22 protein-coding genes, 2 rRNA genes and 1 riboswitch (1 of these 25 only partly in view) are annotated in these 25,842 nt (G+C 61.2%); of the genes, 9 read left to right on the top strand and 15 right to left on the bottom strand.

Features of this window, described 5'->3' with window-relative positions; genetic code table 11:
- Positions 1-105: 105 nt before the first annotated feature.
- Positions 106-729: a helix-turn-helix domain-containing protein gene (locus tag FFI94_RS02765; protein ID WP_138873565.1), complete on the bottom strand. Its 624-nt coding sequence runs from the start codon at positions 727-729 to the stop codon at positions 106-108.
- A gap of 141 nt (positions 730-870) precedes the next feature.
- Here FFI94_RS02765 and speB point away from each other — a divergent pair, with 141 nt between their 5' ends.
- Complete coding sequence (gene speB / locus FFI94_RS02760; RefSeq protein WP_138871641.1) at positions 871-1,842, top strand: agmatinase; 972 nt, start codon at positions 871-873, stop codon at positions 1,840-1,842.
- Here the strand turns inward: speB and FFI94_RS02755 are convergent.
- Complete coding sequence (locus FFI94_RS02755) at positions 1,806-2,501, bottom strand: bifunctional 2-polyprenyl-6-hydroxyphenol methylase/3-demethylubiquinol 3-O-methyltransferase UbiG (protein ID WP_138871640.1); 696 nt, start codon at positions 2,499-2,501, stop codon at positions 1,806-1,808. The genes speB and FFI94_RS02755 overlap by 37 nt on opposite strands.
- 92 nt (positions 2,502-2,593) lie before the next feature.
- On the opposite strand from FFI94_RS02755, the gene FFI94_RS02750 reads away from it, so the two are divergent.
- Positions 2,594-3,049 (top strand): hypothetical protein, encoded by a 456-nt coding sequence (locus FFI94_RS02750; RefSeq protein ID WP_260683819.1) that lies wholly within the window; start codon positions 2,594-2,596, stop codon positions 3,047-3,049.
- A 318-nt stretch (positions 3,050-3,367) separates the two neighbouring features.
- On the opposite strand, the gene FFI94_RS02745 is transcribed toward FFI94_RS02750, so the two are convergent.
- Both FFI94_RS02745 and FFI94_RS02740 read right to left on the bottom strand, forming a co-directional pair.
- Positions 3,368-4,975: an ABC transporter substrate-binding protein gene (locus FFI94_RS02745; protein WP_138871639.1), complete on the bottom strand. Its 1,608-nt coding sequence runs from the start codon at positions 4,973-4,975 to the stop codon at positions 3,368-3,370.
- Between the two features lie 134 nt (positions 4,976-5,109).
- Complete coding sequence (locus FFI94_RS02740; protein WP_138871638.1) at positions 5,110-5,688, bottom strand: CGNR zinc finger domain-containing protein; 579 nt, start codon at positions 5,686-5,688, stop codon at positions 5,110-5,112.
- A 63-nt stretch (positions 5,689-5,751) separates the two neighbouring features.
- On the opposite strand from FFI94_RS02740, the gene FFI94_RS02735 reads away from it, so the two are divergent.
- Both FFI94_RS02735 and FFI94_RS02730 read left to right on the top strand, forming a co-directional pair.
- Positions 5,752-6,129 carry a hypothetical protein gene (locus tag FFI94_RS02735; RefSeq protein ID WP_138871637.1) on the top strand — a complete coding sequence of 126 codons (378 nt, stop codon included), beginning with the start codon at positions 5,752-5,754 and terminating at the stop codon, positions 6,127-6,129.
- Positions 6,130-6,223: 94 nt separating this feature from the next.
- Positions 6,224-6,568 (top strand): hypothetical protein, encoded by a 345-nt coding sequence (locus tag FFI94_RS02730; RefSeq protein WP_138871636.1) that lies wholly within the window; start codon positions 6,224-6,226, stop codon positions 6,566-6,568.
- A gap of 10 nt (positions 6,569-6,578) precedes the next feature.
- On the opposite strand, the gene FFI94_RS02725 is transcribed toward FFI94_RS02730, so the two are convergent.
- Positions 6,579-7,577, bottom strand: a complete 999-nt coding sequence (locus FFI94_RS02725) for a S9 family peptidase (RefSeq protein WP_185993372.1) — start codon at positions 7,575-7,577, stop codon at positions 6,579-6,581.
- Positions 7,578-7,686: 109 nt separating this feature from the next.
- On the opposite strand from FFI94_RS02725, the gene FFI94_RS02720 reads away from it, so the two are divergent.
- Complete coding sequence (locus tag FFI94_RS02720; protein WP_138871634.1) at positions 7,687-8,592, top strand: PaaX family transcriptional regulator C-terminal domain-containing protein; 906 nt, start codon at positions 7,687-7,689, stop codon at positions 8,590-8,592.
- Here FFI94_RS02720 and FFI94_RS02715 read toward each other — a convergent pair.
- The 3 genes from FFI94_RS02715 to FFI94_RS02705 all read right to left on the bottom strand — a co-directional run bounded on the left by FFI94_RS02715 (position 8,571) and on the right by FFI94_RS02705 (position 11,347).
- Positions 8,571-9,185 carry a hypothetical protein gene (locus FFI94_RS02715; protein WP_138871633.1) on the bottom strand — a complete coding sequence of 205 codons (615 nt, stop codon included), beginning with the start codon at positions 9,183-9,185 and terminating at the stop codon, positions 8,571-8,573. The genes FFI94_RS02720 and FFI94_RS02715 overlap by 22 nt on opposite strands.
- Positions 9,186-9,315: 130 nt before the next feature.
- Positions 9,316-10,638 (bottom strand): aminotransferase class V-fold PLP-dependent enzyme, encoded by a 1,323-nt coding sequence (locus FFI94_RS02710; protein WP_138871632.1) that lies wholly within the window; start codon positions 10,636-10,638, stop codon positions 9,316-9,318.
- A gap of 53 nt (positions 10,639-10,691) precedes the next feature.
- Positions 10,692-10,806: riboswitch (SAM riboswitch) on the bottom strand.
- A gap of 223 nt (positions 10,807-11,029) precedes the next feature.
- Positions 11,030-11,347 carry a hypothetical protein gene (locus FFI94_RS02705; protein WP_397495117.1) on the bottom strand — a complete coding sequence of 106 codons (318 nt, stop codon included), beginning with the start codon at positions 11,345-11,347 and terminating at the stop codon, positions 11,030-11,032.
- 537 nt (positions 11,348-11,884) lie between these two features.
- Here FFI94_RS02705 and FFI94_RS02700 point away from each other — a divergent pair.
- The 3 genes from FFI94_RS02700 (at position 11,885) to FFI94_RS02690 (ending at position 19,063) form a co-directional block, all read left to right on the top strand.
- Positions 11,885-13,738 (top strand): BCCT family transporter, encoded by a 1,854-nt coding sequence (locus tag FFI94_RS02700; protein ID WP_138871630.1) that lies wholly within the window; start codon positions 11,885-11,887, stop codon positions 13,736-13,738.
- A 94-nt stretch (positions 13,739-13,832) separates the two neighbouring features.
- Positions 13,833-17,747, top strand: a complete 3,915-nt coding sequence (locus FFI94_RS02695; protein WP_397495115.1) for a Pls/PosA family non-ribosomal peptide synthetase — start codon at positions 13,833-13,835, stop codon at positions 17,745-17,747.
- A gap of 11 nt (positions 17,748-17,758) precedes the next feature.
- Entirely contained in the window at positions 17,759-19,063 is a 1,305-nt protein-coding gene (locus FFI94_RS02690; RefSeq protein ID WP_185993371.1) for a M1 family metallopeptidase, read from the top strand.
- A 6-nt stretch (positions 19,064-19,069) separates the two neighbouring features.
- On the opposite strand, the gene FFI94_RS02685 is transcribed toward FFI94_RS02690, so the two are convergent.
- From FFI94_RS02685 to FFI94_RS02665, 5 genes are read right to left on the bottom strand one after another with little or no spacing between them, the layout of a single operon-like run.
- Positions 19,070-19,474, bottom strand: coding sequence for a DUF4259 domain-containing protein (locus FFI94_RS02685; RefSeq protein ID WP_138871628.1), 405 nt, complete (start codon positions 19,472-19,474; stop codon positions 19,070-19,072).
- A 30-nt stretch (positions 19,475-19,504) separates the two neighbouring features.
- Complete coding sequence (locus tag FFI94_RS02680; RefSeq protein WP_138871627.1) at positions 19,505-20,779, bottom strand: MFS transporter; 1,275 nt, start codon at positions 20,777-20,779, stop codon at positions 19,505-19,507.
- The gene (locus tag FFI94_RS02675) at positions 20,779-21,423 is read right to left on the bottom strand and encodes a GntR family transcriptional regulator (protein WP_138871626.1); all 645 of its coding nucleotides are present in this window, start codon (positions 21,421-21,423) and stop codon (positions 20,779-20,781) included. Before FFI94_RS02675 ends, FFI94_RS02680 begins: the two co-directional genes overlap by 1 nt.
- Positions 21,424-21,457: 34 nt before the next feature.
- Positions 21,458-22,255 carry an SDR family NAD(P)-dependent oxidoreductase gene (locus FFI94_RS02670; protein WP_138871625.1) on the bottom strand — a complete coding sequence of 266 codons (798 nt, stop codon included), beginning with the start codon at positions 22,253-22,255 and terminating at the stop codon, positions 21,458-21,460.
- 26 nt (positions 22,256-22,281) lie between these two features.
- On the bottom strand, positions 22,282-22,740 hold the full coding sequence (locus FFI94_RS02665) for a carboxymuconolactone decarboxylase family protein (protein ID WP_138871624.1): 459 nt from the start codon (positions 22,738-22,740) through the stop codon (positions 22,282-22,284).
- Between the two features lie 50 nt (positions 22,741-22,790).
- On the opposite strand from FFI94_RS02665, the gene FFI94_RS02660 reads away from it, so the two are divergent.
- A complete protein-coding gene (locus FFI94_RS02660) occupies positions 22,791-24,179 on the top strand; it encodes a PLP-dependent aminotransferase family protein (RefSeq protein WP_138871623.1) in 1,389 nt (462 codons plus the stop codon).
- A gap of 185 nt (positions 24,180-24,364) precedes the next feature.
- Here FFI94_RS02660 and rrf read toward each other — a convergent pair.
- Both rrf and FFI94_RS02650 read right to left on the bottom strand, forming a co-directional pair.
- Positions 24,365-24,481: ribosomal RNA gene (gene rrf / locus FFI94_RS02655) — 5S ribosomal RNA — on the bottom strand.
- Between the two features lie 155 nt (positions 24,482-24,636).
- Positions 24,637-25,842, bottom strand: a 23S ribosomal RNA gene (locus tag FFI94_RS02650) (it continues 1,928 nt past the right edge of the window).

Here is a 25,842-nt window from a genome sequence, read left to right as displayed (position 1 = left end):
GTGCACTCCTCGAGAAGTTCCGTGACGTCAGTATGCGACGGGGACGACTACAAAGGGTGATCTGCGACCTCACATCTGTCAACTAGAGTTTCTCAAAACTCAACATCAAGCGGGTATGCGTGGACCCTCCGGCAACGCCGGATTCAACACCCACAGAACCTTTGCCCGCACTGCACCCTCAGCCGAGAAACTGTGGTTGTGACGCGGAGCAAAGGTGAACGAGTCCCCCACCTGCAGGACCACGTCCTCCGCGTCGACGGACTCACTTCCCTGATCAGTTCTTCCGCCCTCGAACGACACCCGCAAACCGCCCTCGAGGACGTGAACGAAGTTCACATCGACCGGCAGGCTGTAGTACTCCCGCCCGCTTCCACCACCTGGTTCGATCTCGCTCATCAACACCTGGATGCGACGCTCGTTCGATGGCGTGAGTAGGAACTCCGACATCCTCTCGCCGCCAAAACTGATCTGCGGCCTGGCGTCGGCGCGCACCACCTCACCTGCAGACGCGTTCTCGAACAGCGAGCCGACCGGGATCTCGAGCACCGCGCACACCTTGATCAAGGTCGCCACCGACGCGTTGACATGGTCGCGTTCGAGTTTCGACAGGTATCCCTTGGTCACGCCACACGATTCGGCCAGATATTCGAGCGTCAATCGCTTCGACTGGCGGGCAGCCTTGAGCCTGGACCCGATCTGCGGTCCACCTGGCTCCGAACTGTCCTTCATCTTGACCACGCAGCAACTCCTTCAGCACAGCTCTGTCCCCTATAGGAAACAAGGGTTGACAATTGAGCCTCTTGAAGAAACCATACTTGCCTAGAGAGCTACATCATCGATGTGCCCATTCACGAGCAGGGGACCCCGAACATGGCCACCAACAATTCCGAAGCCGACAACTCCGGGGCACCGATCGGACCAGTCGACGCAACACGCGTCCCCCGATATGCCGAACCGACCACCTTCGCGCGCTTGCCGCGACTGGACGAGGTATCGCGCGCCGACGTGACCATCCTGGGAGTCCCCTTCGATTCAGGGGTCAGCTACCGGCCCGGCGCACGCTTCGGACCTGGCCACATTCGCGCTGCGTCGAAACTGCTGCGTCCGTACAACCCCGCGCTGAAGGTATCCCCCTTCGCCAACCAGCAGGTTGCCGACTTCGGCGATATCGGCGTCAACCCCTTCGACATGCAGGAAGCACTGACGACGGTTCAATCCGCGGTCACCGACCTGCGCGCCGACGGTTCCTCGGTGCTCACGCTCGGCGGCGACCACACCATCGCACTGCCGATCCTGCGCTCACTGGCCCGCGATCACGGGCCCATAGCCGTCCTGCACTTCGACGCTCACCTCGACACCTGGGACACTTACTTCGGCCAACCCTTCACACACGGAACACCTTTCCGCCGCGCCAGCGAAGAGGGCCTCATCGACATGGAGCGCTCGCAGCACATCGGAATCCGCGGACCGCTCTACAGTGAGAAGGACCTCGAAGACGACCGCGTGCTCGGCTTCCAGGTGATCCGCAGCGACGACTACGAGGTCGACGGCGTCGCCAGCATCGTCGAGCGCATGCGTAAGCGCCTCGACGGTGGCCCGGTGTACGTCTCCGTCGACATCGACGTACTCGATCCCGCCCACGCTCCGGGCACGGGAACGCCCGAAGCGGGCGGCATGACTTCTCGTGAATTATTGAACACGCTGCGCGGATTGGTGGGTCTCAACGTGGTCGGCGCCGACATCGTCGAGGTCGCGCCGGCGTACGACCACGCCGAGATCACCGGTATCGCAGCAGCTCACGTCGCTTACGAGTTGTTGTCGGTGCTCGCGCTCAATCGCTGAAGCAGCACAACGGTATCCGTGGTGTGATGCATCTCGGGGTTCGCGGGAAGATCGCGCTCCCGCGACTCCGAGACCAACACCTTCCACCCATCCGTGAACAGCGATTCCACGTAGTCCGGGGTATGCAGCATTGCCCGATGATGCTCCGTGGGCGACTCGTGGGGCGAGTGGCCGACGATCAGCAAATGGCCACCCGGCGCGACCAGTTCCCCGAGTGCTCGGAACAGTTCCCCGCGTGCTGGTTCAAGCATGTGGAAGAACTGCGCAGACACCAGATCGAACGAGCGGCCTTGCGGATCCCACTTGGTCAGGTCTGCTTCCAGCCACTCGATATCGACGTCCGAGCCCTCGACATGGGCCTTTGCGCGACTGAGCGCTACAGACGAAATATCGGTGCCGGTGACTTTCCACCCACGGCGTGCCAACCACAGAGCGTCGGCGCCCTCGCCGCAGCCCACGTCGAGCGCTGTGCCGGGCTCGAGGTCTGAAGCCTCGGCGATCAACTGCGGGTTGGGGTTTCCACTCCAGCGGGCTGGGCGTTCCTCGTACAGCGAGTTCCAGAATTGTGCATCGGCCTTGGCATACGGGTTTTCAGTCGTGTCAGCGTGGTTGCGATCTGCATGGTTGTGATCTGCATGGTCATGGTGTTCGTGGCTCATGTTTCCAGGATGACTACACTTCAAAACTGGCGCAACGTTGATTGCCGAAACAGCAAGTTCACCTACTCGGGGCTCTGGTACCGTCGCCCAACGTGCCTGGTGGATTTCCCGTGTTTCGCCTCTACCGCGACTCCAGCGGCTCACACGTTTTGTGTTGCGCGCGCTTTTCGGAGTTCTCAGGCTGGGTCGCGGACGAAGAAATCAGCGCACAGCGTGAACTCGACAACACCGTCGATAGCATCCTGCGCGAGGCTTCCCTCATTCCGGAGGCGTTCACGTTGGTCGGAGAACAGCAAGGCTATCCGGTCGGCGATCGCCTGTTCGATTCCACAGTTCCGCGCAGCGGGTCCGTCTCCTACGCATTCCAACAAGCTGGGGCGCCATGGATCGTTCTCGGCCTTGATGTTTCGACCGAAGAGTTCTGGGCTGAGGTCGAGGACGACGACGACCTCGAGGCTCTCGGCCCTCTCTCGCCGTTGACTACGGTCACGGCCGTCATCCTCACCGCGCCCGGATGGACTCACCACGACGATGTCCGATCGCTGTGAGCCGGGCTCGCCCGCAACGTCACACCACAGACCACGGTTTTATGGCATGCTCCGCTTGACCGGCACTCGTTCGATTCTCGGGAAAGGACCTCGCGATAGCCGCTCCACGCGCTGATGTTGCCCTAGCCGTCGCCGCCGCGACGGTCCTCGGCGTTGGTATCGGAGTCCTACTCAGCGATATTCTTGCCGGCTTTGCTGTCGGCGTTGGCGCCGCGGTGGTCTTCCGGTTTGCCCTTCGAATGATCAATACCCGCAGATAAGCAGGCAATACGGGCACCGACTGACAAAATCAGTCGGTGCCCGTGCGCCGATTGCGGCCTACTTCAGGACCCGGATCGCCGAGCCCGGGAGGATTCCGCTCGAAGGCGGGTAAATCGAAGTTGCTCCGTTGAAGAACATATGGGCGGGAGCCGTCGACACCGGAAGAAGGTCGACGTCGTTGAATAATGCACGCTCACTTTCCTCCCAGATCTTGCACGACTCGTCGCCGGGAAGAAGCGAAGCCTGAGTGGATAATTCGATGTACTTCTTGTTGTCGAGGGAAGCGAAGTTGACCCCTTCCGGTTTCGGCGGACCGGTGAAGTACTTCGCAAAGATACTCGGCGTATCACTGCCCAGCGTCAAACCGATGGAGACGTCCCACGAGGACAGGTCGGTGGTGCTGAACGTGTTGGCGATGACAAAGCTGTAATCGCCGCCGGTCAGTTTCACCTTCGCGCCAAGCCCTTCCCATTGTGTCGCTACGTATTCCGCAGCAGCAGAGTGCGTGTCGCGCGCATTGTTGAAAATCACGTTGAGGGCAAGCGTTCGCCCGTCCTTTGCCAGGACGCCGTCGGTCCCCGCCTTCCAGCCGGCATCGGACAGAGTCTTCTTTGCTGCGTCGACGTCGAATTCGGGGATCGTTCCTTCCACACTGTTGTAATCGCAGGCAAGGGGTTCCGAAACCGCGAGTGCGCGTGCGCGGGTTCCCTTACCTCCGGTGGTGATCTCGGTGTAGTCGTCCAGATCGACTGCTTGCACGAGAGCTTGTCGTACAGCGCGGTCTGCCGTGGGTAGGGCCGCGAAATGATTGAAGATGAACTCCCCGGACAACGTGGTGTATGTCTTCGAATCCAGACCCGCTGCCAAGACTCGTTCCTCGTCCGAACCGGTCACCGCTGCGGCATTGACCCCACCGGTGAGAACAAGATTCGCCGTCGTACTCGGATCGGTGACTATCTTGATAGTCACGGTCTTCGGCACCCCGAGAGTATCGGAAGTGGTCTCTCCGTTCGGGCTCCAGGTGTAACCGTCGCGGCGTTCCATCGTGATGTGATCATTGGGAACAACTTCGACGACCTTGAACAGACCCGTTCCGTTACTACTCGAACGGATGCCGGCCGGGTCTTCGAGCGTCGCAGCACACGGAAGCCGCATCGAGCCTATTCGGGAGAGCAGGAAGGGAGCTGGTTCCGCCGTGCTTACCGTCAGTTCGTCACCATCCGCCGAGGCGACCGTCGACATCGGCACAGTGGATCCGCGCAGCGGTGAAGCGTTTTCAGGATCCATGACCCAGTTGATGTCGTCGGCCGCGGTCTGTGCTGTGAAGGAAGTGCCGTCGGCACAGGTGATGCCCTTCTTGAGCACGAACTTCAGCGTGTTGCCTTCCTCGCTCCAGCTTTCCGCGAGATACGGACGCACAGTGCGTGTTTGCGCATCGATGTCGATCAACGAATCGTACGAGTACGCGTTCACGATCTGAGTCGACGTGAGATTGGTGATCAGGGGATGCAGATTTCCCGGATCGGCGTTGATGACAGTCGTGAAACTGCCGTCCTTCGCATACTCGCCGACCGAACCTTCGGGACTGGTCGTATCGCCACACCCAACCAAGGCGAACACGCCAACGCCGATAACTGCTGTCGCGGAGACAGAACGAGCTTTCATACGAGCCGCCATCTACTAGAAGTTGCCATGGCGACAATGGTGCGGGACTGACGTGGTCTGGATCTCGTTGAAGTGACCCATACAGTCGGTCGTACTCTGTTCGATTGTCACTATCGACCGGGCGAGCGCAGAGGCTAGGTGCGACGCTGCCGTTGACGGTGATTCGCGACGTTGATTCGGTTGCCGCACAACCCCGGCATGCAGTATCGGCGTCGTCCTCCCCTGCTCGTATCGACAAACACCCCGTTGCACGTCGGCGATGCGCATGAGCGGAACCGTTCGTACCCCAATGTGCGCAGAGTCCCCAGCAACGAGTAGCCGATCAACAACGTGAGTTCACCCGCGAGATCGATTATGCTGTCCGGTACTGCATTCCACCGATAGCCGTGCTGGGAATCCAGCTCGAGTCGAACGTGATGCGGGACGGTCTGCAGGAGTCGATGAGTGCGATCAACGAGTTCGTCAGCGGTGGGAGCATCGAGAACCGAACGAATCTCCTCTCTCAGCCCCTGAACGTCTGCAAGTTCACCGCTGGTCGGCCGACGCCCGTTGCGGAGCGCATCCGGCGAGAGTCCGTGTTCACCCAGCAGATCGTGAAGCGCCTGGGGGTCAGGCAACACATCACCGACTTCTACCCACACCCGAGGTGAGGTGTTGACGAGGTCGGTCGCAAACGACGCACCGGCGACGTAATCGTCTAAAACCACTTGCATCCCTTACCGCCCTGCTTTACCGTAATTGAATAACCTGACTTTACACCTTACGAAGGCGGCGGGATGGAACAATCCAGAGAACACGGGCTGCCCGAGATGCTCCTCGACACCCATCATCGATTACGCCGCGCGGGCGCCGTGGCGTCCGAGACACCCATCGTTGCCGCTGATCTCTACTGGTCGATCGGAGCGCTCGCCCAGTGCCTGACCGCGATGGACGAAGTCATTTCACAACTTGGAATCAACGCCCGAAAGCAGTTGCGAGCCGGAAAGCTCGACGTCGAGCATGGTCCGTTCGAAGGAGAACCCGACACCGCCCTACTCACCGCGATTCTTGCACTAGCCAGAGCATCGAGCAGTTGCGAACCGGTCCAGACAGCAATCGGCAATGCCCAGATCGCGGTATGCGATCTCGTCGTCGCAAGGCCCGCCAGCGTCTGACTCCCGGCAAAGGCGGCCCGTTCCACTAGAGACTGTATGGTTGGTTTTCAGGCAAGCGCCGAGAGCATCGAACAGCAGGAACCGGGTTATCACTGTGAGTGCAGGAACATCGACAATCTACGAGGACCGAACGGTCCGGCTCGACGATCAGGGCGTCACGATCCGCCACTACTACTTTCCCTTTGTCAGCAAGTTCGTTCCGTACTCGCAGATCGAATCCGTCGACCTCGGAGTCATGTCATGGCTGAGCGGACGCCTACGAATTTGGGGAACAACAGATTTCAGTTCGTGGTACAGCCTGGATCTGTCACGCCCATGGAAGGAGACCGCTGTGGTACTCACCCTCACCGGCCGCGGGACGCCCTCATTCAGTCCCAAAGACCCCAATCGCGTCGACGCCGAAATCCGAAGTCGCATTGGATCGCACACCCAGAACTGACTGTGATTCGTCAGCGACCGATTCCCTCCAAGAACGCAGTTTGATCTGCCAGATACCCAGGCACGAAGAGCGAACGAGGAGCGAGAACAGCCACCAGCGTCGACATCAGTTCCGAGTCTTCGAGATTCTTCTTCACCAGCGAATGAGTCCCGTCGGGATAATTCTTGACCACCAATTGACCTGGTGGGTCGAGCAATTCGCGGTACACCCTTTCCGTGTCTGCGACGTCGACGTTCACGTCGTGGCCGCCGAGTATCAAAAGCACCGGTACATCCACGGTTTCGAGATCGGCTCGTGCATCCGATCGATAGTTCTTCCGAATGAAATTCCACCGGTCTTCAGTGAGACCCTCAGCCTCGCCGGACGCCACGAGATCGCCGAACGACGCGTCACGGGCCAACTGGTCCAAGTTCTTCACTCGGTTCACCCGAGCCTTCTCGAACTCGTCGGCCGACGCATTCTTTTCGGAAAGTTCTGCAAGGGTGTTGAATTCACCTTGCTGGAGCCAGTTGATCGCGGTGCTCACTGCAATGACGAACGCGATGTCAGGATCGAGGTTCACCACCTTGGGCATCACCCACCCGGCCTGGCTTGCACCCCACAGGCCAATCCGAGAGGAATCGATGTCCGGGCGTCCCCGCACCCACTCGATTGCCGCTTCCGTCTCCGTGGCCCGGTCCTCCATGCTCTGATCGAGCCAATTTCCCGGCGCCCCGTTGATTCCCGGCTTGTCCCAGGAGAGTGACGCGTACCCCGCTTTTGCGAATGCCTCCCAGAGTGGCCGGTAGAAGGTCTCGTGTGTTGCATCGATCGGCCCGTCGCCATGGACAAAAACCACGAGCCCGAAGGGACCTTCATCTTGTTCAGGAAGGGCCAGGATTCCCTGTAGCGGCACCGAACCCCCGGTGATCGTCACCTTTTCCTCACGGAGGTCGTAGCTGTTCTGGTACAGAGTCCAGCCCACCAGTCCAACGATCAGAACGCCGACCACCCCCAGGGAAGTAACCATCCACCTGCGCAAACGAGTGTTGCCCTTCCGCTCACTCACCGATCGCACTGCCATTTCTCGACCTAACGTATGAATTTGAAACGATCGTTTTGCATTCGATAGTACAGTGATGGGAGAAAATGTCGAGACGCGAGGAAAGGGCCGACGAATGGACAGGGACGTCGATGTACCCACGAGGATTCTGATCGAGGGACTACTGCGCGCGGACGGAACTGTCGACGGCCACACTCTCTACGCCACCGCCGGCGCCCTCGACAAAACCGATCAACAGGTTCGGCTGTGCATCAAGCGTTTGGTCGCCGAAGGAAAGTTCACACAGGAAGGGCGCGGGCGGCAGGCCACGTTACGAGCCACGCCGAAAGCCGTGCGGGAGATGGAACCCGACGTCGAATTCGTTCGGCTGGCCTATCAACAAGATCGCGGCACCACGACGCCATGGGACGGGTACTGGCATCTGGTTGGATTCGCAATTCCGGAGTCGTCACGGAAAGCGCGAGATACGCTGCGCACCAGGGTGATCTACCTCGGCGGCGCACTCCTACAGGGCGGCTTGTACGTCTCGCCGCACGCCTGGGAACCGTATGTTCTCGATGTGGCCGCCAACCTCGACGTCGAACAGCACCTGTCGTCACTGACCACTCGCGATCTGACGGTGGGCACCCTCGAAGACCCCGTGAAGATTGCCGCGCAGTTGTGGCCACTGGACGAGATCGCGGCCGGATACGAACGACTACTCGACGTAGCGACCGCGCGCCTGCACTCACTGCAGAACACCCCAGCCATCGATGCTGTCACGATGACCATCGAACTCGCGGCGGAATTCACGCGAGCCATGGAACCGGATCCGCTGCTGCCGCCAGAATTACTGCCTACCAACTGGATCGGCAAGCGGGCGCGATCCGTCACGGCACAGTGCTGGACGCTCCTGGCACAGGTGGATGGCGCCGACAAACTACCGTCGCTGTTCCACCTGTACGCAGGCGCAATTGACGATCAGGACGCGAGAGTGCGCTGACGCTGCGGCAACCCGAAGCGACCGAGAACCTCGTCGACAGCTGTCGCCGGAGTCACCAGCCCCCGCGACTGAAGCCACGGAATGGTTTCGCCGACAAGATGTTCGAGAGTGCGAGGCAGCGACAACGGGAGCAAGGTCACACCGTCTGCGACGTCGGCGGCCCGAATATCGGCGATCAAACTGCCGAGCCCGGACGGCGTACCGACGTAGTGCAGCGAAGCCGGGACTCGCGGAACGTTCAGCGCACTATCCAACTGCGCCAACTCTTTACGCGCAGCGCGCGCTTCCGGAGCGATCAGGATTTCGAGATCGACCAATACTGCAACAGAATCGGGATCGCGGCCGTCCTCGGCAATCGCTGCGCGGATCTGGGCTCGCTGAGCCTGCGCGTCACGCAGGTCGGCGGCACGGATTCGAATGACATTGACAGGGAAGGCCGTCAGATCGAGAAGGGTGTCACCTTCGGTGAGATCCACCCAGTAGTCTGCGCCGATGAGTGGCAGGTTTCCGGGAGCTCCTTCGGCGGAGGGATGGTGGCCGAATCCGGTCAGCTCAACAGCTACGTGCAGCGAGTGTGATGCGATAGAAGACATGTGTATCTCCGAAAGTATGGAGGGAGGGGTGAGCGCGAGACGATCGTCAGCTCGTACACATTCCAAACGTCGCAGTTGTCATGCCTGCCATGTTAGTTGCCTATTTCAGTCAGTGCATCCGGATGTGAGCTCAGACGCATTCGGCTGCGCCGGCGTCGCCGGCGGTGCCACCAAGGAAAGTGCGGGTCTCGGGCACGGGATTCCATGCACCGGCGGTCTTCTCGTAGTTCCAATCACGCTGATTGGAAACGAGGATGCTCACGGCGTTGATCAGGCGATCCACGTCGTCGGAGCTGCTGCCCAATCCGAGGCTGGCGCGGACGGCACCGCCGGACAGGCCGAGACGAGAAAGCAGCGGGTGCGCGCAGAAGCGTCCGTCGCGGACGCCGATGCCGTGTTCTGCCGAGAGGAATGCGGCAACCTCGCCGGCTTCGTATCCGTCGACGGTGAAGGTGACAATTCCTACGGCGTCGGGAGCATCGGCCCACAAGCGGAGCAGGTTGACGCCCGCGATGGCGTCCAGTCCGTCGGTCAGCTGAGCGGTGAGCGCCTTCTCGTGCTCCGCGATCACATCGAAGTCGAGCGCGGTCAGTGCGTCGCAGGCGGCGGCGATTGCAGCAGCACCGAGAACGTTGGGCGAACCGGCCTCGTGACGGGCGGGAGCGCAGGCCCACTCGGTGGACTCGATGGTCACCTCACGGACAGCACCGCCACCGGCGAGGTACGGCTTGGCCTCGTCGAGCCAGTCGCGGCGGCCGACGAGGACGCCGGCACCGAACGGCGCGTACAACTTGTGACCGGAGAACGCGAGGTAGTCGACTCCGCTTTCCTGCAGGTCGATACGACGGTGGGGAGCCAACTGAGCAGCGTCGACGAGGATGCGTGCACCACAACGGTGCGCAATGTCCGCAAGGCGTGCGATCGGCAGGATCTCGCCGGTCACGTTGGACGCTCCCGTAATAGCGAGGAGAGCGGCGGGCTTGGTGCACAGCTCCGCGATCAGTCGTTCAATGGTTTCCTCGACGGTATCGGCGGCCGTGACGATACGAGCGTCGTTCCAGGGCAACAGGTTTGCGTGGTGCTCGACGTCGAGGACGACGGTGCTACCGGGCACGGACTGGGCGAGGAGGTTGAGCGAGTCCGTGGTGTTGCGGGTGAAGACGACAACCTGATCGTCGGCGCAGTTCACGAAGCGTGCAACCGATTCGCGAGCGTTCTCGTAGGTCAGTGTGGAGATCCGGGAGGCGTATCCGGCACCACGGTGGACGCTGGCGTACGTGGGAAGAAGTTCCGCAATACGGTCGGTGACCTGGGCCAATGCCGGCGCGCTCGCTGCGTAGTCGAAGTTCGCGTATGAACACTCGCCGCCCTGGACGAGGGGAACCTGCAGGTCGGCGCCGGAAACCTTGGCAATGGGAGCGGTGCAGGTATCGGCACTCAGAACAGCAGTCATCGAAGACAATCCTCACGTTCAAGGACTCATTTTTCGGGTGATGTTCCCGGAAGAGCCCGCGCTTGCCGCATCCGTTTTCGGATACAGCCGGGTCGTCACCCGGAGCACCCCACCGCGGAGGAGGGTTGCCGACCAGCAAGCCGGGGCTGAACACTGGTACTCGTGACCTGCAAACGAGAATGGCAGGACTCCGGCGGCTTGTCAACTCGAAGGGATGAAGAATTTTCCGTTGCCGACTGACCGCTCGGCACGCGAGGCAAAGGGTCCGCCTCCTAGTCGAGCTACGCCGACAGTTCCTCGACAATGAACCGAGTGGATTTCACGTCGAATGTCCCTCTCTTGCAACATGACCTGACTGTCGACCTGCGCGCCGCCGCGTCACCCCCCTGAATCAACAAGTCGGAATCGACAAGTCCGGCCAAGGCGGTCGACGAAGAACTGCCGCTGTTGCGATCACGGCGGCCGCCAATCCGATGACCTCCCCCAACAACGCAATTCTCGAGTGATCCGTTGCCGGCACCCATAGCGCCTTGCCGTCCCGAATGGAGAACACTCCAACGGGCACCGGAATGGGATTGCCGCGCAATCGCCAGTGCAGGCGCGAAACCGTGATGATCGTGGTTCCATCACTGGTCTCGTACGGTTCGTCGAAGATCTTCGCAGCACCGGACCCTGCGCGAAGTTGCTCCACCGCATTCCGAATCTCCATAGCCACCATGGTCGCACCGATACAGCGCAACTGCGCGAATATCGACCCATTGGCCGAGCAGGCAAAAAGGGGCGGCAGCGCACATAGTTGCGACCGTCACAGTCACGTTTCGGTATCGACCCCGTTCATCATTGATATGGCGAAAGATCGCGAGTTAAGGATCTGACCGACAAAGAGTTTCGCAGAATTTGACAATTGCGCAATAGCCCTGAAGCGCAACAGATTGACACCCCCTCTCAGCCCCAAGAGAATTCGTCATCGAACCTACGTCACGAACGCCAATATTGCTACCGTGCAACATTTTACGACGGAAATTCAAAGAAGCAGAAGCAATATCACGACAGTGCAGCATCTTTCGTTCAGTTGAGTTGCCGGAAGCCTGCCGTTAGTTTGGGATGCAAAGCAATAGCCCGGTCTTTACTGCGATGGTGCGAGCGCATGCCCGCCTACGCGACCTGTGGCCGCCGTACGAGGGCTGAGCGCGTCGACGATGTCGCCGGAGTGCGACAAGCACGCTGAACTGTGTGAAGGAGCGAGATGACTGCGGTCAAAAACGCGTGGAGGGGACTACGGAAACCCGTATTCGTCCCGGCATCGATAGTGATCTTCGGGCTGATCGCCTTTGCCGTGATCTATTCCGGAACTGCGGCCGACGCCTTCCAGAGCCTGAACAACGCCATCACCGACGGTGTCGGCTGGTGGTACATCCTGTCCGCCACCGGATTTGTGGTCTTTGCTCTCTACTGCGCGATCAGCCGGATCGGCAACATCAGGCTCGGCCGTGACGACGAGCAACCCGAGTTCGGCATGATGTCGTGGTTTGCGATGCTTTTCAGTGCCGGCATGGGCATCGGTTTGGTGTTTTACGGAGTGGCAGAACCACTTTCGCACTATGTAGACCCGCCGGTCGCGGGTCGGGTAGCAGGATCCACCGACGCGGCCGCAAATCAGGCCATGGAACTGACAATGTTCCACTGGGGTCTGCACGCGTGGGCGATCTACGTTGTTGTCGGTCTCGGACTGGCGTACATGACGTACCGCAAGGGTCGCCCCCTGTCGATCCGTTGGCTCCTCGAACCCCTGCTCGGACGCGCTCGCATCGAGGGCAAGATCGGGCATGCCATCGACGTCGTTGCGATCGTCGGCACCTTGTTCGGCGTCGCAACATCGCTCGGATTCGGTGTTCAGCAGATCACCGCCGGCCTCGACTACCTCGGCTGGGTGGAGACCGACAATTGGTTGGTCATCGCCATCATCGTCATCGTGACGGGTATGGCCACCTTCTCGGTGGTCTCCGGTGTCACCAAGGGACTGAAGTGGCTTTCCAACATCAACATGATCCTGGCCGCGGCCCTTGCTCTGTTCGTACTGGTCCTCGGCCCCACACTGTTCCTTCTCCAGTCCTGGGTGCAGAACCTCGGCGGCTACGTTCAGGCCCTTCCGGAACTGATGCTGCGCACCTCTCCGTTTGCCGACGACGGCTGGGCAGGCGCGTGGACGATCTTCTACTGGGGATGGTGGATGAGCTGGGCGCCGTTTGTCGGAATGTTCATCGCCCGCATTTCTCGTGGACGCACCATCCGTGAATTTGTGTTCGGTGTACTGCTCGCGCCCACTCTCGTCGGTTCGCTGTGGTTCACGATCTTCGGTAACTCCGGGATCCTGCGTCAGCGCAACGAGGGCACCATGCTCGACGCGTCGGGCGCCGTCGACACCAACACGTCGTTGTTCACACTGCTCGACGGGCTTCCGCTCGGAACGATCTCGAGTGTTCTCGCCATCGTTGTCATCGTGTTCTTCTTCGTGACGTCCGCCGACTCGGGTTCGATCGTCATCGACATCCTCGCGACGGGCGGCAACCTGGAGACATCCAAGATCACCCGGGTCTACTGGACGTTCCTGTCCGGCGCTGCCGCAGCTGTTCTGCTCCTCGTCGGCGGCAGCGGATCTCTGACGGCCCTGCAAACCGTGGCTATCGCGACGGCTGTGCCGTTCTCGATCATCATGGTGCTGGCCTGCCTGTCCATGCTCAAGGCATTCCGATACGAGGTCGCCGCAGCTCCTCGGTACTTGCGGATCTCGACCACGAACAGTTCGGTCGACGTGCCACAACCGTCGAGTAAACGATTGCGCGACCTGAACATCTCGTCCAGTTTCGCGGGGCTGACACCGTCACAGTCGGGTATCACCACCGATCCGAGTGACAGCCACATGTTCGTCGCGGTCCACGAGGTCCCGCAGCACGCGGTCAACATCGATCCTGATACCGGCGTCGTCGACATCTCCGCAGATTCTCGCGCCGTCGACCCGCTGGGCGGAGAGGTCTTCGACACGCCTGAGTTCGCCGATTCAGCCGAAGGACACCTGCAGAACGCCACGAACTCGGAATAAGCGCAAGCTCGGCATGTTGCATTAGGCAGAACTGTTCACCAACTCGCAAACTTGTCATGAGATAACAACTCGACAAGTCGCACGACTAAAGATCATGAGCAGAACAGGATCAACGGGTTTGCCACTCCAGCCGCAGTCGACGGAATCGTCTATCGGGATTCCGCCAGTATTCCTACGTTCGGGGCAGGCACCTGCGCCTCGCACTCTCATCGACATCGTGCGGGCATCCGCGCAGGCCAACCCCGAAGCACCCGCCATCGACGACGGTGAGACGACGCTGTCGTACGCCGAACTGCTGAGCGAAATCGAACAGGGTGCGCGCTGGCTCGCCGACGCCGGAGTCGGCGCGGGTGATCGCGTCGGCATCCGGATGCCGTCCGGTTCGCGGTCGCTGTACGTGGCGATCCTGTCGATCCTCGCGGCCGGCGCCGCTTATGTGCCCGTCGACGCCGATGATCCGGAGGAGCGCGCCGAACTCGTTTTCGGTGAAGCCCAGGTCACCGCGATCATCACTGGCGACGGCGTCGGGCCTGGCACCGCGCCGAAACGGCTCGAGCACCCACCCGTACGCGATCCACTGCCCGGAGACGACGCCTGGATCATCTTCACGTCCGGATCCACCGGCACGCCCAAGGGCGTCGCCGTCACCCACCTCAATGCCGCGGCGTTTGTCGACTCCGAGGCCCGCATGTTCCTTCAAGACGAGCCGATCGGTCCTGGCGACCGTGTTCTCGCGGGACTGTCCGTCGCCTTCGACGCGTCGTGTGAGGAAATGTGGCTCGCGTGGCGTCATGGCGCGTGCCTGGTCCCCGCACCTCGATCACTCGTCCGCAGTGGCATGGACCTCGGCCCGTGGCTGGTCTCTCGCGACGTCAGCATCGTCTCCACCGTTCCCACGTTGGCGTCGCTGTGGCCGGCCGAGGCACTCGAAGCCGTCCGTCTGCTGATTTTCGGCGGCGAAGCCTGCCCGCCCGAATTGGCCGAGCGCTTGGCCGTCGAAGGCCGTGAAGTGTGGAACACATACGGACCCACCGAAGCGACAGTGGTTGCCTGCGGCGCGCTGATGGACGGCAAGAGCCCCGTCAGCATCGGACTCCCCCTGGACGGCTGGGACCTTGCCGTCGTCGACGCCCAGAACAACCCCGTCGCAGTCGGGGAGGTGGGCGAACTGGTAATCGGTGGCGTCGGCCTCGCCCGCTATCTCGACCCGGCAAAAGACGCCGAGAAGTACGCATCGATGCCGTCGCTCGGCTGGGAGCGTGCGTACCGCAGCGGCGACCTCGTCCGACTAGAGCTCGAGGGACTCATGTTCCAGGGCCGAGCCGACGATCAGGTCAAGCTCGGTGGCCGACGCATCGAACTCGGTGAGGTCGACAACGCGCTGCAGAACCTTCCCGGTGTCAGTGGCGCTGCGGCCGCGGTCAAGAAAACCGCAGCCGGAAACCAGCTCCTCGTGGGATACATCGCGAGTACCGACCCCAATTTCGACCTCAAGGCCGCACACGCCACGCTCAGCGAACAATTGCCGGCCGCGCTCGTTCCGCGTCTGGCATTGATGGACGAACTCCCGACGCGCACCTCCGGCAAGGTCGACCGCAACGCTCTCCCCTGGCCTCTGCCCGGAGCCGGCGAAGACGCCGGAGCCGCACTCGGACTGGACGGAACAGCAGCCTGGGTAGCCGGACTGTGGGGTTCGATTCTCGGCGCACAGATTACCGGCCTCGACGACGATTTCTTCGAAGTGGGCGGCGGATCCCTCTCCGCGGCACAGCTGGTGACGGCACTACGCGAACGCTTTCCCGAGGTCACCGTCGCGCAACTCTACGATCATCCGCGGTTGGGATCGCTCGCCGAATACCTCGACGAATTAGCGCCCACTGAAACCGTCGAACCGCGCATAGTCAAGCCCACACCGCTGAAATCCCAACTGGCGCAGATTGCCGCTACCGTTCCGCTCACGACGCTCACCGGACTGCAGTTGGTGACGTGGCTGGCGATCGCGAACAACGTCCTCGGTTGGTTCGCCGATGTGCGCTGGGCTCCGAGCGTCTCGTGGTGGTGGATTTTGTTGGCCTTCCTCGTCTTCATCACGCCGATCGGCCGGATGACGATCGCCGTGATCGGCACCCGAGCGCTGCTACGAAACCTGCAGCCTGGCACCTACCCGCGCGGTGGCAGCGAACACATGCGGCTGTGGATCGCCCAGCGACTCACCGAAGCCAGTGGCGCAGCCAGTCTTTCGGGTGCACCGTGGATGCTGTACTACGCACGTGCCCTCGGCGCCGACATCGGCCACGGGGTCGACCTCCACACGCTTCCCCCGGTCACCGGCATGCTCGAACTCGGCGACGGCTGCTCCGTCGAACCCGAAGTCGACCTCTCCGGTCACTGGATCGACGGCGACGTCATTCACATCGGCGAGATCAAGATCGGTGACGGCGCTTCCGTCGGTTCACGCTCGACGCTTCTGCCGGGCGCACGTATCGGGCGCGACGCCGTCGTCGAACCCGGATCTGCGGTGTTCGGCCGGGTGAAAGCGAACCAGCAGTGGGCCGGATCCCCGGCGGTCAAGGTCGGCAAAGCAAATCACCCGTGGCCATCCGAACATCCCAAGCGCGCGCCTGGCTGGGTTCCGGTGTACGGCGTCACCTCGATCTTCCTGGCCGGTATGCCGATCTTTGCGCTGATGGCCGGAATCGCCTTGATCGGCTGGTGGGTTCGCGACACCGAGACCATCACGGATGCAATCCTCCAATCGCTGATCGTGCTTCCGGTGGCGACCATCCTGAGCCTGCTCGTCTTCGCAGTCATCACGCTCGTTGCCGTACGTCTTCTCGCGATCGGTCTGACCCCCGGTTATCACCCCGTCCGCAGCCGCATCGGATGGCAGGTGTGGGCGACCGAGCGACTACTCGACTCCGCCAGAACCTTCCTCTTCCCCCTCTACGCCAGCCTGCTGACGCCGGGGTGGCTCCGTCTCCTGGGTGCCAAGATCGGTAAGAACGTCGAAGCATCCACCGTGCTCCTGCTTCCCAAGTTCACGACAGTCGCCGACGGCGCGTTCCTCGCCGACGACACCATGGTCGCGAGCTACGGCCTCGGCGGCGGCTGGATGCACATCGAACCGGCAAAGATCGGTAAACGCGCGTTCCTCGGTAACTCCGGCATGACCGCACCCGGTCGACGCGTCCCCAAGAACGGTCTCGTTGCCGTGTTGTCCGCGACACCGTCAAAGGCGAAGTCCGGATCCTCGTGGCTCGGCAGCCCGCCCGTGCGTCTGCGCCGCGCAGTCGGCGACACCGACGCGGCCCGCACCTTCAACCCACCGATGCGCCTCAAGATCGCCCGCGGCATCGTGGAGACCTGCCGCTTGATCCCCGTCATGGTCACCTTCGGCATCGGTCTCGGTGTGCTGTTTGCACTCGAAACCCTCGCAGGCACCGTCGGGTTCTGGTTCGCCGCACTGCTCAGCGGCATTGTCCTGCTGATCGCAGGCGCAGTTGCCGGAGCCATCACCATCGCAGCCAAGTGGATTGTCGTCGGCAAGATCAAGAAGGTGGAGCATCCACTCTGGAGTTCCTTCGTCTGGCGCAACGAAGTTGCCGACGCCTTTGTCGAGACAGTCGCGGCGCCCTGGTTCGCTCGAGCAGCAACTGGTACTGCCGTACTGAACATCTTCTTGCGCGGACTCGGCGCCAAAATCGGCAAGGGGGTTTGGTGCGAGTCGTACTGGCTACCCGAAGCAGATCTCGTAACTTTGGGTGACGGGGCAACCGTCGAACGGGGGTGCGTCGTGCAAACTCACCTCTTCCATGATCGGATTATGGCCATGGACACCGTCACCTTGGGAGCAGGAGCAACGCTCGGACCACACTGCGTCGCGCTACCCGCAGCCGGAATCGGCGCAGGCGCAACCGTCGGGCCCGCATCATTGGTCATGCGAGGTGACACCGTTCCGCCGTCGACCCGGTGGCAGGGCAACCCTATTGCCCCGTGGGCGGCTTCGTGAAGCCGAACAAGATGCTCGACGAGCCGATCGACCCGTACCTGCCGCAGAACGGCAACCACGGATATCGCGTATCGCGATACGAATTGGAACTGACCTACAAGGTTTTCAGCAACCGTCTGGCCGGCAAGGCCGTCATCACCGCTGTCACCACTGAGAACCGGTCCAAATTCAGCTTCGACCTTGCCCAGAACCTGCAGGTGTCCAAGGTGTCGGTCAACGGCGCCCGCGGCGCCAAGTACTCGCGTCAGAACAACAAGCTGATCATCACGCCCGGCACCAAGATCCCCGCCGGCGGAGCACTCTCGGTCACCGTTCAATACACCGGAAACCCCGAACCCATCAAAGGTCTCTGGGGTGAAGTCGGCTGGGAAGAACTCACCGAAGGAATCCTCGTCGCGAGCCAACCCAACGGGGCCGCGTCGTGGTTCCCGTGCGACGACCATCCCAGTTCCAAAGCGTCGTACCGCATTTCGATCACCACCGATTCTCCGTTCTACGCACTCGCCAACGGCGCATTGGTGCGTAAGCAAACCCGCGCCAGTGCAACCACGTGGGTGTACGAGCAGACCGAGCCCATGGCCACCTACCTCGCGACAATTCAGATCGGGCAGTACGAGCATCGGCAGGTCAGCTCTGGCCAGGTCCCGATCTTCGCGGTTCACCCGCCTCGACTGCACAACGAGTTCGACGTCGACTTCTCACGGCAGCCGCAGATGCTCGACGTCTTCGGAAAACTGTTCGGCCCATACCCCTTTGCCGACTACACCGCCGTGGTCACCGACGACGAACTCGAGATTCCCATCGAAGCCCAGGGGCTCTCGATTTTCGGCGCCAATCACTGCACCGGCCGACGCGGATCCGAACGCCTTGTCGCACACGAATTGGCGCACCAATGGTTCGGCAACAGCCTCACTATCGAGGCGTGGTGCGACATCTGGCTGCACGAAGGGTTTGCCTGTTACGCGGAATGGATCTGGTCCGAAAACTCGGGAGGGCCCTCGTCCAAAACCCTTGCTGCTAACGCCTATCAAGGGCTGATGCGCAAACCTCAGGATCTCGTCCTCTGCAATCCCGGGCCGGCCCTGATGTTCGACGATCGAATCTACAAACGCGGCGCCCTCACCCTGCACACTCTGCGTGGGGTTCTCGGAGACGACAAGTTCTTCGAACTTCTCCGGCAGTGGACCACCAAACATCGCCACAGCACTGTCAGCACCGAACAGTTCACCGATCTGGCGTCACGGTTCACCGACATCCCGCTGCGTCCGCTGTGGGATGCGTGGCTCAATCAGAAACCCCTGCCGCGCCGGACGTGAGCCGCGTCAACTCAGGGTTTTGAGGCTCTCCAGCCTTGTCAGGATCGGAGCCCGCCATTCCTCGACATCCTCCGGACCGTTCTCGGCCCACAGCTCGTAGAGTTCGGACGTTTCGGGGTCGCCAATTGTGCGTTCGAGTGTCGCGAGAATCCACTCCCGCTGCTCTGGCGTCAAGGACTCGGTATAGGCGACGGCATCGATACCCTCGAGTTGCGGTGGGGCCGGTAGGAGTCCGTGCGCCACTGCAAGAATTTCCGCCACTGCGATTGCCGCCTGCGAATCTTCCACCTCGACGTACTCTTCGTCGACGTGCCCGGTGAAATCGGTGATGTCGAATTCACCGGCCCGAATCGCCGAGAGTAAGTCGCCGGCTGCGTCGTTCTCGAACGGTCCCGAACCCCAAGTCCCCATTGAGCATTCCTCCTGATTCGTGGGCCAGGTTCAGCCCGCCTTGACGATATCCGATTCATGCGCCGGGAGGTGTGACCGGGATTTGAACAGTACAAGTACGAGGCAGGCTGCGGCTGCCACAGCGCCAAACAACAAAGTCACCGTATAGCTCAGCGCCGGAATGCTTTCCGACAGCATCGCCAAGACCGCGGGAACCGCGAACCCGATGTAGGTAATCGAGTAGAACACCGCGGTCAGCCCGGCCAGGTCGTCCGGCCCGGCGATGCGCTGGATCTCGAGCAGGCCGGACACCAAGGCCATTCCGTATCCACAGCCGAGGATCGCAGCGGCAACAATCGCGACGGCAACCGTCAGCGTCGACGCCACTAAAGCTGCTGCAGCCATTCCGATTACCAGGAACACAAGCGCTACGACGGCACCTCGTGCACTGCTGTTCGTGTCGATCTTGCGTCCGAGAGACTGGATCGCAAATCCACAGGCCAGGGCAACAACACAGAGGAACGCCGAGAAGGCCACCGGGGCGTTGCCGCTATGGCCGGTCATCAGCGCGGGGATGACGGCGTACCCGACGCTTGCTGCTCCGAACACCCACGGCGCCAACGGAACAACTACGTACAGGAATCGGCGATGACCGGCCGACGGAATCTTCAAATCGTCACTCAACCGGCGACGCTCGTTCTTCGGCTGAGCGGCGCGAGTCTCGGGTGCCCGCCACAGGGCAACGCCTGCAAGCACAGTGATCACGATATGCAGCACGTAAGCCAGCGCACTCGGCAGCGGTGCCCATTGCGCCAACACACCGGCGAAGCCCGCGCCCAACGCAAAACCAGCGGTCAAACTCATGGCGGCGCGTCTGGCGCCCGCGCCTTCGTTAGCGTCCGGATCCCAAGGAGCCGAGGATAGTTCCTTCACCCAGGAACCGCCGACGGCCATGCCGATACCCAGTGCGATGCCGCAGAGGATACGACCGACAATCAGAACAGCCGCCGAATCCGCTCCGAAAGCCAACAGCGTCGAGCCGGCGATCGCGATGAACGGAGCCGGGAGCATGATCGGGCGCCGACCCAGCCGATCGGACATCGGGCCACCGAGCAAGAGCGCAGGAACGATACCCACCACGTAGGCAAAGAGGAAGAAGTCGACCATCACGGGCGAATAGCCGTGATCGACCCGGTACATCACCAACAGCGGCGTGAATTCGTTTCCGCCCCAGGCAACTGCGAACATACTGGCCGCAACCATGAGCCACACTCGGGCAGAACGGTTGTCCGTGGACTTGTTCGACAACAAGGTTTCGACGCTCATCACAGATCTCCCCGCAGTCCGAGTCCGTGAACCCGACGCATATGCGCGAGCACCGCGTCGTTGTACGCATCGGCGTCGCCGGCCTCGACCAGGCTGATCAGTTCGGTGTGGTCTTCGAGAATCCTCGACAGTTTCCCCGGGTCGAGCGCGATGGACCGTGCCGTCATCCGGCGCTGCCGATCACGCAGACCCGCGTAGAAGGTGTCGAGCAGAGGATTACCGCCGGCAGCAACGATCGTCTTGTGGAAATCTGCGTCGGCGGCGCTGAAGGCCGCGACGTCACCACGATCTGCAATGTCACGCTGCTCAGCCACACTCGCGGTCAACGCTGCGACCAAACCGCTACGGGACTGAGGCCGGTCAGCCACAACGCGCACACTCTGCGTCTCCACCAGTTGCCGCGCCGCGACCACATGCTCTGCCTCGCCGTCAGCCACGGGGACGATCAACGCGCCCTTCTTCGGGTACAGGCGCATCCAGCCTTCGGCTTCGAGACGAAGAAACGCTTCTCGCACGGGAGTGCGACTGCACTCCATCCGACTGGCGATCTCGCCCTCACTGATGAGCTCACCACCGGGCAACTCGCCGGACAGGATGAGTTCCTTCACCTCGCGGAATACCGACTCCGCCGTGGAATGCAACATAGACACAAGATGTATTTATACTCCTCCGCGCAGGTCAGTAGTACACCGGCCCCGGAATACCGCCGCCGACGGCCACCGCATCACCCGTGATCGCGACACTGCGCGGCGACGCCAGGAACGTGACGACGTCAGCCACCTCGGCCGCGTCGATGATCTTGCGAATCGAATTGGTGGCAATTCCCGCTTCCACCTCGGCGAGCGAACGACCCGTCAGATTCATCTCGCCTTCAATCCGCGCATCGAGTCGCTCGGTCCGAGTCACGCCAGGATGAACCACCGTCACGTTGATTCCGCTCGGCCCCAACTCGTCGGCCAGGTTCTTCGTCAACGCGGAGACGCTGACGTTGCGTACCGTATGTGCAATCGAGGTGGCCGTACGCGCGCCCAATCCGCTGATGTTGATGATCCGGCCCCACCCCTGCGCCACCATGTGCGGCGCAACTGCCCGGGCTGTACGGAGATAGCCGAGAACCTTGACCTCGACTTCGTCCCGCACGACATCATCGGTTGTCGACCAGAAATCCGTTGGCCTGCCGGCACTCCATGGCGTCGCCGCTGAGTTGACCAGAATGTCGACGCCGCCAATCCTCTCGACCACCTCGAGCACGGCGGCCTGAACTGCGTCGTCGTCGCGCGTGTCGGCGGCCACACCGATTGCTCGAATCCCGAACTCCGACGCCAGATCTCGGGCAGTGCCGGTCACAGTCTGTTCGGTGCGGGCGAGTATCGCGAGATCGACTCCTTCCGCCGCCAAACCTCTGGCGATCGCGAGCCCGATCCCCTTGCTACCGCCCGCAACAATTGCACGTTTTCCCGAAAGTCGAAGATCCATGCCGCGACACTATCCAAACGACGGAGTCAGTCCCGGACAGGCGGCGCCATCCGCGAGGTGACGGCAATGCGATTCCATGCATTGATGGTCAAGATGACGCTGATGAGCTGAGCCAGCTCGGCGTCGGCAAAGTGCTCGGACGCTTCGTTGTAGACGGCATCGGGGACAAACCCGTCGGTGAGAACTGTGACGGCCTCCGTCAACGCGAGAGCTGCGCGCTCCTTGTCGGAGTACAGACCTCGGGCTTCCTCCCACGCGTTCAGCAAGTACAGCTTCTGCTCCGTCACGCCGGCTTCGCGCGCATCACGTGTGTGCATGTCCAAGCACCACGCACAGTGATTCAACTGCGACGCACGTGTCAGCACCAACTCGACCAGCGTGGGATCCAACCCCTTACGTGCAGCACTGTCCAGTGCGATCATCGCTTTGTAAACCTCGGGTGCCAGCTGCGCAATGTTGAGTCGTTGTCCTGATGTTGTTGTCATACCTAGAACGATAATCTCGCAATGACCCTCAAACATGGTTCAATTTGTGTGTGAATTCGTGGGCCAATCTCGGTTTCGATCTGCACATAGAACTACCGCAGGGCATCGGCGTCAAAGCAGCACTTCTGCAGGCACTTCGCGACGCGATCGACGGCGGTGTCTTGAAGCCCGGCACCAGACTCCCACCGTCGCGCACCCTTGCACATGACCTCGGCCTGGCGCGAAACACCGTGGCCGACTGCTACACCGAACTCGCTGCGGCCGGATGGCTCGTCACTCGCCAGGGATCCGGAACTGTGGTCGCTTCGCTCGCGAACTCTCGCAACGACGCGGCGCCCGCACCGTCCGCGATGCGCTTCACACACAGCTTGATGCCCGGATCGCCTGACGTATCAGCCTTCCCGCGTTCAGCCTGGATTTCATCTGCTCGACGAGCCCTGACCACAGCTCCCAACGACGCGTTTGCCGCCGCCGACCCGCGCGGTCGCGTCGAACTTCGCGATGCCCTTTCCGGATATCTGGGCCGAACCAGAGGAGTTCGAGTAGACCCGAACCGAATAGTGATCAGCGCCAGTTCAGGTCACGGAATCGCGCTCCTGGCTCGCACACTAGGAGGAACGTTTGCAGTCGACGCTTACTGCCTTCATCTACACCGGCAGTTGCTCAGTGACGAAGGAATCCGAACCGTCCCTGTCTCTGTTGACGAATCAGGAACGTGCACAGACGAACTCGCATCCACAGCCGCCGGAGCTACTCTGCTGACGTCGGCGCACCAGTTTCCACTCGGCGGACCCCTCAGTCCCGCACGGCGGGCAACTGCCATCGAATGGGCGTCGACCACTGGCGGAGTCATACTGGAAGACGACTACGACGGCGAATTCCGTTACGACAGAAAGCCCGTCGGCGCACTACAGGGGATAGCCCCACAACACGTCGCGTACCTCGGAACGGTGAGCAAAACACTCTCGCCGGCTATTCGTATCGGATGGATGGTGTTGCCGGACAGATTGATCGAACCGGTGCTCGCAGTCAAGGGGCCGTACGAGCGTTGGGTCAGCTCAACCGATCAGCTGGCTCTGGCAGACTTCATCGAGTCCGGGCGGTTCGACAGTCACATTCGGAAGATGCGGGTTTCCTACCGACGACGCCGCGATCAACTGGTTGCCATCTTGACGCAGCGAGTACCCGAAGTCCGGGTCGAGGGGATCTCCGCGGGACTTCATGCCGTAATTCGATTGCCTCCTGGCAGCGAAAAAGCCGTGATGGCTGCCGCAAACGCACGCGGCCTCGGCCTTGAAGGGCTGTCCACGTTCCGGCACCCAGACTCGCCTTGCCCCGACTCTGACGGCATTGTTGTCGGGTACAGCAAACCCTCGCCGTCTCAGTACCCCCGGGCGCTGGAAATACTCTGCGATACATTGGAATCAGCGCTGAAGTAGTGTCCGGTTCGCCGAGTATGCCTCGCCCCGGCATCGCGTGAACGTACCGCCGCCCCTGTCCAACGGGGTGAGCGATACGTTCACCCCGACCACTTGTGCCGGCGGCAACCGATCCCGGGGATAAACGGGTCCGGGAACGACGAAAAAGCCCCCCAACAATGTTGGGGGGCTCTCTCGTAAATTGTGTTCGGCGGTGTCCTACTCTCCCACACCCTGTCGAGTGCAGTACCATCGGCGCTGAAGGGCTTAGCTTCCGGGTTCGGAATGGGACCGGGCGTTTCCCCTTCGCTATGACCGCCGTAACTCTATGAAACTGTCACAGTAACTTTCCTGTCGATCACCGTGGTTTCACCACCCGTCAACACCAATCAATGGTGTTGGGGGATGGAGAAAACAAGGTTTTCTCAAGGTATCTGTGTGTTGTTTCAGATACCGCACAGTGGACGCGTAGCTTCTTTGTGGTAAGTCCTCGGCCTATTAGTACCAGTCACCTGCATACATTACTGTACTTCCAGTTCTGGCCTATCAACCCGGTGGTCTGCCGGGGGCCTTACCCCCTCGAGGGGGTGAGAAACCTCATCTTGGAACAGGCTTCCCGCTTAGATGCTTTCAGCGGTTATCCCTTCCGAACGTAGCTAACCAGCGGTGCTCCTGGCGGAACAACTGGCACACCAGAGGTTCGTCCGTCCCGGTCCTCTCGTACTAGGGACAGCCTTCCTCAAGTTTCTTACGCGCGCGGCGGATAGAGACCGAACTGTCTCACGACGTTCTAAACCCAGCTCGCGTGCCGCTTTAATGGGCGAACAGCCCAACCCTTGGGACCTACTCCAGCCCCAGGATGCGACGAGCCGACATCGAGGTGCCAAACCATCCCGTCGATATGGACTCTTGGGGAAGATCAGCCTGTTATCCCCGGGGTACCTTTTATCCGTTGAGCGACACCGCTTCCACTTGCCGGTGCCGGATCACTAGTCCCGACTTTCGTCCCTGCTCGACCTGTCAGTCTCACAGTCAAGCTCCCTTGTGCACTTGCACTCGACACCTGATTGCCAACCAGGCTGAGGGAACCTTTGGGCGCCTCCGTTACATTTTGGGAGGCAACCGCCCCAGTTAAACTACCCACCAGGCACTGTCCCTGAACCAGATCATGGTCCGAGGTTAGAGGTCCAATTCGATCAGAGTGGTATTTCAACAACGACTCCACGATAACTGGCGTCACCGTTTCACAGTCTCCCACCTATCCTACACAAACCGAACCGAACACCAATACCAAGCTGTAGTGAAGGTCCCGGGGTCTTTTCGTCCTGCCGCGCGTAACGAGCATCTTTACTCGTAATGCAATTTCGCCGAGTCTACGGTTGAGACAGCTGAGAAGTCGTTACGCCATTCGTGCAGGTCGGAACTTACCCGACAAGGAATTTCGCTACCTTAGGATGGTTATAGTTACCACCGCCGTTTACTGGGGCTTAAATTCTCAGCTTCGCTCCGAAGAACTAACCGGTCCTCTTAACCTTCCAGCACCGGGCAGGCGTCAGTCCGTATACATCGTCTTACGACTTCGCACGGACCTGTGTTTTTAGTAAACAGTCGCTTCTCACTGGTCTCTGCGGCCCCACCCAGCTCAGACAGTAAATGTCGTCACCAGACAGGGCCCCCCTTCTCC

Source organism: Rhodococcus sp. KBS0724 (genome assembly GCF_005938745.2).
Taxonomy (GTDB): domain Bacteria; phylum Actinomycetota; class Actinomycetes; order Mycobacteriales; family Mycobacteriaceae; genus Rhodococcus_F.
The sequence above is the reverse complement of the archived record's forward strand: the minus strand, read 5'-3'. Positions and strand labels throughout refer to the sequence as shown.

Bases quoted from the DNA above. Each gene is read 5' to 3' on its own strand.
- FFI94_RS02765 (WP_138873565.1), bottom strand. From the start codon at position 729: ATGAAGGACAGTTCGGAGCCAGGTGGACCGCAGATCGGGTCCAGGCTC.
- speB (WP_138871641.1), top strand. From the start codon at position 871: ATGGCCACCAACAATTCCGAAGCCGACAACTCCGGGGCACCGATCGGA.
- FFI94_RS02755 (WP_138871640.1), bottom strand. From the start codon at position 2,501: ATGAGCCACGAACACCATGACCATGCAGATCACAACCATGCAGATCGC.
- FFI94_RS02745 (WP_138871639.1), bottom strand. From the start codon at position 4,975: ATGAAAGCTCGTTCTGTCTCCGCGACAGCAGTTATCGGCGTTGGCGTG.
- FFI94_RS02740 (WP_138871638.1), bottom strand. From the start codon at position 5,688: ATGCAAGTGGTTTTAGACGATTACGTCGCCGGTGCGTCGTTTGCGACC.
- FFI94_RS02735 (WP_138871637.1), top strand. From the start codon at position 5,752: ATGGAACAATCCAGAGAACACGGGCTGCCCGAGATGCTCCTCGACACC.
- FFI94_RS02725 (WP_185993372.1), bottom strand. From the start codon at position 7,577: ATGGTTACTTCCCTGGGGGTGGTCGGCGTTCTGATCGTTGGACTGGTG.
- FFI94_RS02720 (WP_138871634.1), top strand. From the start codon at position 7,687: ATGGGAGAAAATGTCGAGACGCGAGGAAAGGGCCGACGAATGGACAGG.
- FFI94_RS02715 (WP_138871633.1), bottom strand. From the start codon at position 9,185: ATGTCTTCTATCGCATCACACTCGCTGCACGTAGCTGTTGAGCTGACC.
- FFI94_RS02710 (WP_138871632.1), bottom strand. From the start codon at position 10,638: ATGACTGCTGTTCTGAGTGCCGATACCTGCACCGCTCCCATTGCCAAG.
- FFI94_RS02705 (WP_397495117.1), bottom strand. From the start codon at position 11,347: ATGGAGATTCGGAATGCGGTGGAGCAACTTCGCGCAGGGTCCGGTGCT.
- FFI94_RS02700 (WP_138871630.1), top strand. From the start codon at position 11,885: ATGACTGCGGTCAAAAACGCGTGGAGGGGACTACGGAAACCCGTATTC.
- FFI94_RS02695 (WP_397495115.1), top strand. From the start codon at position 13,833: ATGAGCAGAACAGGATCAACGGGTTTGCCACTCCAGCCGCAGTCGACG.
- FFI94_RS02690 (WP_185993371.1), top strand. From the start codon at position 17,759: ATGCTCGACGAGCCGATCGACCCGTACCTGCCGCAGAACGGCAACCAC.
- FFI94_RS02685 (WP_138871628.1), bottom strand. From the start codon at position 19,474: ATGGGGACTTGGGGTTCGGGACCGTTCGAGAACGACGCAGCCGGCGAC.
- FFI94_RS02680 (WP_138871627.1), bottom strand. From the start codon at position 20,779: ATGAGCGTCGAAACCTTGTTGTCGAACAAGTCCACGGACAACCGTTCT.
- FFI94_RS02675 (WP_138871626.1), bottom strand. From the start codon at position 21,423: ATGTTGCATTCCACGGCGGAGTCGGTATTCCGCGAGGTGAAGGAACTC.
- FFI94_RS02670 (WP_138871625.1), bottom strand. From the start codon at position 22,255: ATGGATCTTCGACTTTCGGGAAAACGTGCAATTGTTGCGGGCGGTAGC.
- FFI94_RS02665 (WP_138871624.1), bottom strand. From the start codon at position 22,740: ATGACAACAACATCAGGACAACGACTCAACATTGCGCAGCTGGCACCC.